Origin of the sequence: Streptomyces sp. NPDC058955, assembly GCF_042741435.1 — a bacterium.
GTDB lineage: Bacteria > Actinomycetota > Actinomycetes > Streptomycetales > Streptomycetaceae > Streptomyces.
Genome location: NZ_JBHYKM010000128.1, coordinates 10081 through 21164, shown reverse-complemented (window position 1 = coordinate 21164; position 11084 = coordinate 10081). Strand labels below are relative to the sequence as shown.

Genomic DNA, 11084 nt, shown 5'->3' with positions numbered 1-11084 from the left:
CCACCCGCCTCTCGTTGGGTGTCTTGTGGGGTCGGTTTTGTGTAAAAGACCCCGGCCCCGCCCGCCGGGGGCCCCCGCGGGGCCGGGGCCCGGACCGCCGGCGACGGCGCGTCCGGGCACGGGACGGCGGCTGGTCACGGGCCGCCGTCCCCCGCCCCGGCGCCGCCTCCCGGCACCGGCGCCGGTCCGCACACGACGGGGCCGGGTCTCTCGCGCGAGACCCGGCCCCGTTCGCGTACCCCCGGACCGCTCAGGCGGAACCGTGCTCGCCCGGGGCCACCGGCGGCGTGTCCGTCAGGTCCAGGGCCGTGCGGACCTCGGCGCTGCCCGCCTCCGGCAGCAGCTCCCAGGCCCTGTCGTACTCCTTCCAGAACGTCCCCGCGTCCTTCGCCTCCGCGAGCTTCGCCCACTGCTTCGAGGCCGAGTCCAGACTGGCCACGTACCCGCCCATCGGGGCCCGCGCCTCCTGCGCCCAGACCTTGTCCTTCAGGCCGGAGCGGGCGGAGTCGACGGCCGCGCGCACGTCGGCGGCCCAGGCCCGGTTGGCGTCGAGGTCGTCCTCCGGGTCGTCCTCCGGCTCCTGGAAGACGGCGTCCTCGATCGGGTTCACCTGGGTGAGGAAGGCCAGCTGGTCGGGGGTGAGCGTGGTGCGGTCGGAGCGCAGCGAGCCCTTCGTGCGCTCCTCGCCGCCGAGGCCGCAGGCGATCCGGCGCTCGCCGCCGCGCCACGAGTCCCGGTCCGGGAAGTAGTAGATGCTCGTCGTGTCGGCGTCCAGCGCCCAGGTGTCCATGGCGTACTCGCCGGCCATGGCGTCGCACCGCTGCTCGCCGATCCGCTCCAGCTCCTTCTCGCCGGGCCAGCGGTCGAAGGCCGTGACCTCGAAGCGGCCGGTGATCTCACCGTCGTGGGACTCGGCGCAGTCGACGACCCGCACGCCGCGGGTGTACTTGTCCCCGGCGGAGTCGTCGACGAAGCACTGGCCGGTCCGCAGCTCGACGGGCGACCGGGCGGAGGCCGCCTCCCGCATGCCCTCGCCGAACTCCCGGAAGGCGACCTGGAGCTGACCGGTGATCAGGCCGACCAGGACGAGCAGGGTGCTGATCGAGGAGAGCACGATGCCGGCGATCGCGAGCCCCTTGCCGCCCTGTCCGCGCTTCTTGATCTGCCGGAGCGAGAAGACGCCGAGGACGAGGCCGAGCGGCGGCAGGCAGCAGACGATGCCGCTGACGAGCGAGCCGATGGCGAGACCGTTGGTGGTCACCGTCGGCTGCCCGTACGGCCCGTAGGGCCCCGGCGCGCCCGCGTAGGGCATGCCGGGCGAGGTGTACGGTCCCGGCGCCGCGTACGGCCCGGGTGCCGCGTACGGGCCGGGCGAGGGGTACGCGCCCGGCGCGGCGGACGCCCCAGGCTCGGGCGGCTTGGGCGGCTGGGTCGGCTCCACGGGTACGGTGCTCCTGTAGGGGCGGGGACGAACAGACGATCGGGCGCGCATCGTACGCGGTCCGGGTGCGGGGGCGGCCATGCGGGGCACGGAGCGGACAGCCGGCACGACCACGGCGACGAGCTGGACGCCGTCCGTCCCCGGCGGGACCGTCCGGGCGGTGAACCGGCTGACCGCGCGCTGGGCCGCCGCGCTCCCCGCCGGGCCGCGCGGCACCGTCCTCTCCGCCGCCGCCGTCTGGCCGCTGCTCGCCCTCCTCGCGGACGGCGCGGCCGGCCCGGCACGGGCCGAGCTGGAGGACGCGGTGGGCCTGCCCGCGGACCGGGCCGCGGAGGCGGCACGCGGGCTGGTGGCGGCGCTGGACCGGATCCGCGGCTCGGCGGCCGCGATCGGCCTGTGGGCGCGGCCGGAACTGCCGCTGCGCGAGCGGTGGGTGGCCGGACTGCCGAACGCCTCCTTCGGCCGGTTCACCGGGGACGACACGGCGGACAAGGCGGCGCTGGACGCCTGGGCGGCGGAGCGGACCGGCGGGCTGGTCCCGGAGATGCCGGTGGAGATCGACGAGGACGTCCTGCTGGTGCTCGCGGCGGCCCAGACGCTGCGGACCCGGTGGCTGCGACCCTTCGGCGACTTCGCGCTGATACCGAAGAGCGGCCCCTGGGCGGACCGGACTCTGGTGGGGCTGTACCGGCGGACCGGCCTGCTGGACCGGGTCGGCGTCGCGGAGACGCCCGCCGGGCCGCTGACCGTCCTCCGGGTGCTGGGCGACACGGGGGTCGACGTCCATCTGCTGCTCGGCGAGGAGGGGGCCGCGCCCGGCGCGGTGCTCGCCGCGGGGGTCGGGGTGGTGAGCGGGGCGCATCCCGTCGTGACCGGGGACGTGCTGCCGCTCGGAACCCCTGGACCGGGGCTGCGGGTGGAGCAGGTGCGCAGCAGCACGCGTGAGCCCGAACTGGCGGTCTCGACGCCGGCGTTCGACCTCACCGCCGAGCACGATCTGCTGGCCTCCGCGTCCGTGTTCGGTCTGGGCGCGGCGACCGACCGCGACCACGGCCACTTCCCCGGCGTCAGCGACCGGCCCCTGGCGATCGCCCAGGCCAGGCAGGCGGGCATGGCCCGCTTCACCCGCGACGGCTTCGAGGCGGCGGCGGTGACCCTGATCGGCGCCGCCGCCGGTGCGGGCGTGCCGCACCTGCGGTACCGGGTCCGCCGGGTGGAGCTGGACGTCGACCGGCCCTTCGGCTTCCTCGCCGTGCACCGCACCTCCCGGCTGGTGCTGTCGGCGGGCTGGGTCGACGACCCGGTGGAGTATGCCGAGGCCCCGTACGCATACGACGAGGACGACGACGACTGGGCGTAGGCACGCGGAAGGGGCGGCCACCGGTGGTGGCCGCCCCTAGTGTCACGGGGTCAGAACGGTGTCACGGGGTCAGAACTGGAGCGCCCAGGAGTCGATCTTCCCGGTGTCGTAGTTCGCGTTGTCCGTCACCCGGAGCTTCCACGTGCCGTTGGCGACCTCGGCGGAGGCGTTCACGGTGTACGTGGTGTTGATGTTGTCCGCGCTGCCGCCGGTGCCGAACGCCTTCAGCGTGTAGGCGGTGCCGTCGGGGGCGATCAGCTGGACCTGGAGGTCGCCGATGTAGGTGTGGGCGATGTTCACCGGGACCTGGAGGGCCGACGGGGCGTTGCCGGCGACGCCGCTGACGGTGACCGGGGACTCGACGGTCGCGTTGTCGGCGATGGCGTAGTCGGCGGTGTTCTCGAACTTGGGGCCGGGCGGCGGGGTGGTGCCGCCGCCGCCCACGAACAGGAGCTTGTTCGGGGAGCCGGTGCCGGGGCTGGTGACCACGTTCGGGGTGGCGGCGGTGGTGAGGGCCGTGGAGACCTGCGCCGGGGTGGCCGTCGGGTTGTCGGCGAGGTAGACGGCGGCGGCGCCGGCCACGTGCGGGGTGGCCATCGAGGTGCCGGAGATGGTGTTGGTGGCGGTGTCGCTGGTGTTCCAGGACGACTTGATGGAGGAGCCCGGGGCGAAGATGTCCAGGACGCTGCCGTAGTTGGAGAAGCTGGAGCGGGCGTCGCTGCTGGTCGTGGAGCCGACCGTGATGGCCTCGGTGACCCGCGCCGGCGAGTAGTTGGAGGCGTTGGAGCTGTCGTTGCCGGCCGCGACCGCGTAGGTGATGCCGGCCGCGATGGAGTTGCGGACGGCCTGGTCGAGGACGGTGTCGACGCCGCCGCCGAGGCTCATGTTGGCGACGGCCGGCTTGACCGCGTTCCGGGTCACCCAGTCGATGCCGGCGACGACCTGGTCGGTGGTGCCGGAGCCGCTGTCGTCGAGGACGCGGACGCCGACGATCTTCGCCTTCTTGGCGACGCCGTAGGAGGAGCCCGCGACCGTACCGGCGACGTGGGTGCCGTGGCCGTGCCCGTCCTGGGCGGTGTTGTCGTTGTCGATGGCGTCGTAGCCGTTGGCGGCCCGGCCGCCGAAGTCGCTGTGGCTGATGCGGACGCCGGTGTCGATGATGTACGCCGTCACGCCCTGGCCCGCGGTGTCCGGGTAGGTGTAGCTCTGGTTCAGCGGCAGCGCCTTCTGGTCGATCCGGTCCAGGCCCCAGGACGGCGGGGAGGGCTGGGTGGCGTCGACGGTGAAGACGCGGTTCTGGACCACGGACTTCACGGCGGGGTCGGCGGCGAGCTTCTTCGCCTGCGCCTCGGAGACCTCGATCGCGTAGCCGTTCACCGCCGAGGTGTAGGTCCGCGTGATCGTGGCGCCGAACTTGCCCGGGATCGCCCGGCCCTTCGCGGTCTCCGCCTGGGCGGACTCGTCGAGGGTGACGATGTAGCTGCCCGGGATGGTGCCTTCGGCGCCGGCGTTCTCGATGACGCCCTCCGCGGCCGCGGGGGCGGCGGTGGCGGGGAGGGCGGAGAGCGTGCCGAGGGCGAGCGCCGTGACGGCTATGGCCGCGGCGGTGGAGATACGGCGACGCGATGCGCGCATCACTGCCATGTGAGGTGTCCTCCTCGTGGGGGGGTGCTCCCGTGGGGAGGGAGCCGAGTGACCGTCACTCACGACAGGGACATGACAAGAACACGTGGGGGTCCCGCGGGGCCCGCGCCTTCCGGCCGCCCTGCCGTCGACCGAAAGATTGACCGATCCATAGGAATCACACAAGGGCGCCCGCAGCGCCGTCATTTCCGTGCCACAGGCCCGACATGACCCGCGAGTAGCTTCGCGCGGGCCGCGCGACCCCGCTCACCTGCGGGGTTCCGCACCGGCCGGACGGCCCCCGACTCCCGCCCGGTTCCCGGGAATTCACAGCGCCGTCACGCACGGAAGGGCCCGTCTCCGATCCCCCTGGAGACGGGCCCCGCCGGGCCGGTGCGCGCTGCGGCGGCTCAGAAGTCGTCGGCGCCGTTGCGGAGTTCGGGCGTCCAGTACCCCGTCTTGGCGACGGCCTCGTCGACGGCGACACCGCCGGCGGGGGCGGTCACCACGACGCTGCCCTCGGCCGGGCCGTCGGCCGCGAAGAGGTTCACGTTGAACTCCTTCACCACCTTGTTGTCCTCGTGGACGCCGCCGAGGGAGACCCGCACGTTGGCGTACGCGGGCGCGCCCGGGTCCAGGACCACGGGGGCGGCCGGCTTGCTCTTGGCGACCGGCGGCACGTCCTTCGCCGTCTGGATGTCGCCGAAGGCGATGAGCGGGTGGCCGAGGAGGGTGCAGGCGCGGCCGGAGGTGTTGGTGGCGGTGAGGACGATGTGCTCGGTGGGCACCTCGTCGGCCTTCGCCGCGGTGATCTTCACGTCGCCGTAGGCGCACGCGGGGGCCTCGGCGGCGGTGCCGCCGCCCTTCGCCGCGCCCGAGCCGTCGCCGTCCGAGGTGCCGGTCGAACCGGTCGAGCCGGTCGAGCCGGTGGTGCCCTTCGCGGCGGCCGGGGCGGCGGAGGCGCCGTCCTGGGCGGCCGTCGTGGCCGGGGCCGAGGCGGCCGGGGCGGCGGCGGTGGTCTCCGGCGCGGCGGCGGACCGCGAGGTCGTGGCGCTGCCGGCGTCCTTGGCGCCCGCGTCCCCTCCCCCGCAGGCGGTCAGCGAGAGCGAGGCCGCGGCGACGGCGGCGACGAGGAGGGCGGTCCTGGTGGTGCGGTGTGACGTACGCATGTCGGTGATTCCCCCGTGGAGCGTGGAGCGCGTGGTGGTGCGGTCGGTTGTTGCCGAGTACAGCCTCCGGCCCCGCGCTGCCGTCCCGCTTGCGTATCGCTAACGCCCCGCCGCGAGCCGCGCCAGCCGCTCCGCCGCCCGCGCCGAACCCTCCGGGAAACCGGCCGCCTCGGAGTCGGCGGCGGCCCGTTCCAGCTGGTGGGCGGCCTCCTCCAGGCGTCCGATGCCGGCCAGCGCCTCGCCCCGCACGATCCGCAGCTGGGCCTGGACGACGACGGCGTCGGGGGCGACGAGTTCCCCGGCGCGAAGGACGTGCGCCAGCGCCTCCTCGTACTCCCCCGCCCCCAGACAGTGCCCGGCCAGGTGCTGGAGGGTCAGCACCTGGGTGGACGGGTGCCCGATCCGGTCGGCGAGCGCGACCGCCTCCCGCATCAGCGCGCGGGCCCGGGCACACTCCCCGGTGGCGTCGAGGACGGCCGCGTGGTTGACGACCGCGATGGCCTCGCTGATCGGGTCCCCGGCCCGCGCGGCGAGCCCCGGCGCCCGCTCCAGGTGGACGAGCGCCTCCTCGTTCCGCCCCTCCTGGTGCAGGATCCAGCCGAGCAGCGCCCTCGTCCGGGACTGGGCGTCGGGGTCGCCGACCGCCTCGGCGGAGGCGAGCCCCGCCTCCAGGAGCGGGGTCCAGCCGTCCTGGAGCCGCATCAGCATCAGCGGCCAGGGCACCAGGGCCAGCCGCCAGGCCCGGTCGTGCAGGCCCAGGGCGGCGGAGGCGGCCACCGCGCCCTCCAGGGCGGGCCGTTCGGCCGCGTACCAGTCGAGCGCGGCCGTCCGCCCCTCGAACTCCGGGATCGCGGCGGGCCGGCGCACGTCGGCGGGGAGCGCGTAACAGGGCTGCGAGCCGGGTTCGGCGGCGGCGTCGGCGGCGAGCCCGGTGTAGAGGTAGTGGTCGAGGAGCCGGCGCAGCCCCTCCGGATCGGCCTGCGGGGCGAGCCCGCGGGCGTAGAGGCGTACGAGGTCGTGCGGGGTCCAGCGGCCGGGCACCGCCTCCGTCAGCAGGTGCGCGGCGGCGAGCCGCTCCAGGTCGGCCGTGGCCCGCGCCGGGGTGGTGCCGGTGAGCGCGGCGGCGGCGAAGTGGTCCAGGTCCGAGCCGGTGTGCAGGCCGAGGGCGCGGAAGGCGCGGGCGGCGGAGTCGGGCAGCTGCTGCACGGTGAGGCGGAGGGCGGCGGAGACGCCGACGTCCTCGACGTCGAGGAGGGCCAGTCTGCCCTGCTCGTCGGCGAGTTCGCCGACCATCGCGCCGAGCGACCGCCCCGGCCGCTCGGCGAGCCGGGCGGCCGTCACCCGCAGCGCCAGCGGCAGCCCGTCGCAGAGCCCGGCGAGCCGGGCCGCCGCGTCCGGCTCCGCGCGGACCCGCGCCTCGCCGAGCACGGTCGCGAGGAGCGCGGTCGCGGCGTCCGGCGGCAGCTGGCCGAGCGGCACCGGGCGGGCCGCGTCGGAGGCGATCAGCCCGCCGAGCCGGTCCCGGCTGGTCACCACGGTCACGCAGTCGTCGCCGCCCGGCAACAGCGGCCTGACCTGCTCCGAGGAGCGGGCGTTGTCGAGGACGACGAGCATCCGGCGGCCGGCGGTCAGGCTGCGGAAGAGCGCCCCGCGGCCCACCGCGGTCTCCGGCACCCGCTGCTGCGGCACGCCGAGCGCGAGCAGGAACTCCCGCAGCACGACCCCGGTCTCGGGCGCCGGGGTGTCGCTGAAGCCGCGCAGGTCGGCGAAGAGCCGCCCGTCGGGGAAGGCTCCCCGCCGCCGGTGCGCCCAGTGCAGGGCGAACGCGGTCTTGCCGACCCCGGCGGGCCCGGTCACCAGGCACACCGGCCCCTCACCGCCGCCGGCCGCCCGGTCGAGCAGCCCGGTCTCGGCCGCCCGCCCGGTGAAGCCGCGCGGCGCGCGCGGCAGCAGCTCGGGGACGACGGACGGTTCCCGCGACGGCGGCTCGGGGGCGTCGGGCACCGGGGCGAGGACCGCCCCCTGGTCGCGCAGCAGCCCGGCGTACGTCTCGCTCAGCGCCGCGCCCGGGTCGACGCCCAGCTCCTCGGCGAGCAGCCGGCGGGTGCGGTGGTACCAGTCGAGCGCGTCCGACCGGCGGCCGGCCCGGGCCAGCGCCGTCATGAGCGCGGCGGCCAGCGACTCGCGCAGCGGGTGCGCGACGGCCTCGGTCCGCAGCACGGCGGCGGCCCGGCCGTGCTCGCCCAGCTTCCCGTACGCCTCCGCCAGCGCCTCCACCGAGGAGAGCCGCAGCTCCTCCAGGGCGGTGGCGGCGGCCTCCAGCGGGCCGCTCGGCACGGTGCCGGTGAGCGCCGGCCCCTGCCAGTACGACAGCGCCTCGCGCAGCATCCGCACGCTGTCGGCGGCGTGCCGCTGGGCGCCCGCGAGCCCCACCAGCTCCTCGAACCGGTGGGCGTCCACCAGCGATTCGGGCATGCGCAGCACGTACGCGGACCCGTGCGTGGCGAGTTCGACCCCGTACGCCTCGGCCCCGTGCGCGGCGAGCAGCGCCCGCAGCCGGGAGACGTGCCCCTGGAGCACGGTCTTGGCGTGCGTCGGAGGCTCGTCCTCCCACAGCGCGTCCATCAGCGCCGTCACGTGCACGGCCGTGTTGGGGCGCAGCAGCAGCGCGGCCAGCACGCTGGTCCGCTTCGCCGGCCCCGGGGCGACGTCGCCGCCCTCCGTCACGACCGCGACGGATCCGAGCAGCCGGAACTCCACCCGTACCTCCGCGTTCCCTGTCCCCCGCAGCCCCGGCCCAGAGAATACGCGTCGGGCCCGCCCCGACCTGCATCGATCCCGGCCCCGGCCCGCTTTTCGGCCGAAACCGGCGGGGCGGGCCCCGCCGTCACCGGGACGGTGCGCGTGATCGGTCGGGCGCGCCGAGCGCGGAGCAGGGGGCCCGGCGGACCGGCGCGGCCGGATCCGTCTCGCCGGAGAGCCACGCGCGCGCCCGCTCCAGGGCGGCCGCCCGGTCCTCCGTGGCGTCCTCGGCGAGGGCGAGTTCGTGGCCGTACGCCAGCACCATGTCGCGGCAGCGGTAGGCGCGCGCGCCCGGCGCCACCGGGCGCGCGGGGTGCAGGAAGTGGGCGTCGGCCAGGTCGTCCAGCCGGTAGCCGACGTCGGTCACGGCGGCGCCCTCCAGGGCCGCGGCCATCTCGACGGTGATCTCCCGCCGGCCGAGGAAGCCGATCTTCCGCAGGAGCGACTGGGTCGGGGCGTCCAGGGTCCGGTAGCCGACCTCCAGCACGGTGCGGACGGTCCGGTCGCCGGCGGTCAGCTCCTCCAGCATCCGGCCCCGGTCGGCGAGCCGCTCGGCGATGCGCCGGAGGGAGACCTGGCCGCCGGCCATCCGGGCCGCGACGATCTCCAGGGCGAGCGGGAGTCCGCCGCACCGGTCGAGGACCTCCCGCGCGGCGTCGGGGTCCGCCTCCAGGACGGACCTGCCGACGCTCCGTTCCAGCAGCCTCCGCGCGTCGGCCGTCCCCAGCGGGGCGATCTTGATCAGTTCCCAGCCCGGCCGGCTGATCTCCCAGGACGACGTGGTGACGACGACCGCGCACTCGTCGCCGCCGGGCAGCAGGGGACGGATCTGCTTCAGGGTGTGGGCGTCGTCCAGGACGACCAGGATCCGCCGGCCCGCGGTGAGGGTGCGGAACCGGGCGGCGCGCTCCTCCAGGCCGGCGGGCACCTCGGAGTCGCTCAGGCCGAGCGCGCGCAGGAACATGCCGAGCACGTCCTCGGTGCGGACCGGGCAGGCCTGCTGGTCCTTCAGCGTCGCGAAGAGCTGGCCGTCGGGGAAGGCGGCCACGGCGTCGTGGGCCGCGTGCAGGGCCAGGGCCGTCTTGCCCGTCCCCCCGAACCCGGCCAGGACGACGACGGGGTAGCCGTCCCCGGCCAGGGCCTGCAGGGTCCTGTCCAGCTCCGTGTCCCTGCCCTCCAGCACCCCGGTCCGCGGCGGCAGTTGCCGGGGGACGACCCGGCCCAGGGCGCTCGCGCTCCGTGGGTGCTCCAGGAGCGGGTCCTGGAGGAGCATCTGCCGGTGGAGCTTGTCGAGGGCCGGGCTGGGTTCGACGCCGAGTTCCTCGGAGAGCCGGACGCGGAGGTCGCGGTAGACGTCGAGGGCCTCGCTCTGGCGGCCGTCCCGGTACAGCGCCAGCATGAGCTGGCCCTGGAACCGCTCGCGCAGCGGATGTTCCGCGGTCAGCCGGCGCAGTTCCGCGATGACGGCGTGCGGTCGCCCGAGTTCCAGCCGGGCCTCCACGTGTTCGGCCAGCGCCACCAGCCGCGGCTCCTCCAGGCTGGCCGCGGCGGCCCGGAAATAGGGGGTGTCGAATCCGGACAACGCCTCCCCGCGCCACAGGCCGAGACCGAGCCGGTAGTGCTTTTCCGCGTCCTCGAACAGTCTGCTCCGCATGGCCGTACGGGCCTGCTCGATATGCGCCTGAAAGGCGAAGGCGTCGACTTCGGCATCCCCGACAGAAAGGGAATATCCGCTTTCGCTCCGGGTGACGGGGGCGCCGGCCCTCCGCAGCCAGTGGATCGCCTGCTGGATCTGATTGCGCGCGCTGCGCGGCGGGTCCTCCCCGTACACCATGTCGATCAGCATGTCGTCCTGGAGGGCGCCGCCCCGCTCCAGTAAGAGACCGGCCAGGACGGCCCGCGGGCGTCTTCCCCTGATCGCCACCGGTTCGCCGCCCCGCCACATCCGGAGCGGTCCCAGGATGTCGAACCGGGTCGGCATCAGGGGTTTTTCCGGATCGAATTCCTCGTTCAATGTGTCACTCCAACGGGGCTTGGGGACATGTTTGTTCAGAGGTTCGACCTCAACACCGTTGTCGCGGTCCCGACCTGATGTTGCGCGCGTAGACTCCGGGCGCGACGGACGTCGACGCCCCGCTTCGCGGTCCGGGCAGCGTTTCAGCGCCAAGGCGGGGACGCCGTCGGTCCGGCACCCCCCGGCGCTCGTGGAAAAGAGCTCATCGAAATCCCCCCATACCTTCACGGATGCCGTCGTTCGACGGATGTCACCGCGATGCCCGCTCGCCATTCACCGAGGGCAAGCACAGCATGACCGGAAGCCTAACACCGGCCACCTCGGCGTGAAAACGTTTTCTCGGCGATGCGCAAAGACGTCACTGCGGCCAACGCAAAACATGTCCCCGGTATGCCCGTTGGCACTCGTTGTTCCCGGAAAGCCCTTTGTCGCTTTCGCCGCCCCTTACTCCCGACTTCGAAAAACCACGGGGAAGACCGTCCCCGAAGCCCCCTTCCGAAGCCCCTCCCGAGCCCTCCCGGATCCCCTTCGGGGCCCTTCCCGGCCCCTCGCGGAAACCCGCCACGGAGGCCGCGTGGCGCAAAAGAGTCGGGGGGGGCGCGGCGGGCGGGGCCCGCCCGGGGGCGCGGCGGCGCCCGCCCGGCGGGGCGGGCCGCGGCGCCGCCCGGCCGCCCC

6 protein-coding genes are annotated in these 11084 nt (G+C 75.1%); 1 reads left to right on the top strand and 5 read right to left on the bottom strand.

What is annotated here, in order from left to right:
• Positions 1-250 precede the first annotated feature (250 nt).
• A complete protein-coding gene (locus tag ACFW1I_RS32820) occupies positions 251-1441 on the bottom strand; it encodes a DUF4190 domain-containing protein (RefSeq protein WP_384676803.1) in 1191 nt (396 codons plus the stop codon).
• Positions 1442-1520: 79 nt separating this feature from the next.
• Between ACFW1I_RS32820 and ACFW1I_RS32815 the strand changes: the two genes are divergently transcribed.
• Entirely contained in the window at positions 1521-2801 is a 1281-nt protein-coding gene (locus ACFW1I_RS32815; RefSeq protein WP_384676801.1) for a serpin family protein, read from the top strand.
• Positions 2802-2870: 69 nt separating this feature from the next.
• On the opposite strand, the gene ACFW1I_RS32810 is transcribed toward ACFW1I_RS32815, so the two are convergent.
• The 4 genes from ACFW1I_RS32810 to ACFW1I_RS32795 all read right to left on the bottom strand — a co-directional run bounded on the left by ACFW1I_RS32810 (position 2871) and on the right by ACFW1I_RS32795 (position 10376).
• Entirely contained in the window at positions 2871-4445 is a 1575-nt protein-coding gene (locus tag ACFW1I_RS32810) for a S8 family serine peptidase (RefSeq protein WP_384676799.1), read from the bottom strand.
• Positions 4446-4834: 389 nt separating this feature from the next.
• On the bottom strand, positions 4835-5593 hold the full coding sequence (locus tag ACFW1I_RS32805; RefSeq protein ID WP_384676797.1) for a DUF4232 domain-containing protein: 759 nt from the start codon (positions 5591-5593) through the stop codon (positions 4835-4837).
• A 99-nt stretch (positions 5594-5692) separates the two neighbouring features.
• Positions 5693-8353 carry a BTAD domain-containing putative transcriptional regulator gene (locus ACFW1I_RS32800; protein WP_384676795.1) on the bottom strand — a complete coding sequence of 887 codons (2661 nt, stop codon included), beginning with the start codon at positions 8351-8353 and terminating at the stop codon, positions 5693-5695.
• A 127-nt stretch (positions 8354-8480) separates the two neighbouring features.
• On the bottom strand, positions 8481-10376 hold the full coding sequence (locus ACFW1I_RS32795; protein WP_384676793.1) for a BTAD domain-containing putative transcriptional regulator: 1896 nt from the start codon (positions 10374-10376) through the stop codon (positions 8481-8483).
• Between the last annotated feature and the right edge of the window lie 708 nt (positions 10377-11084).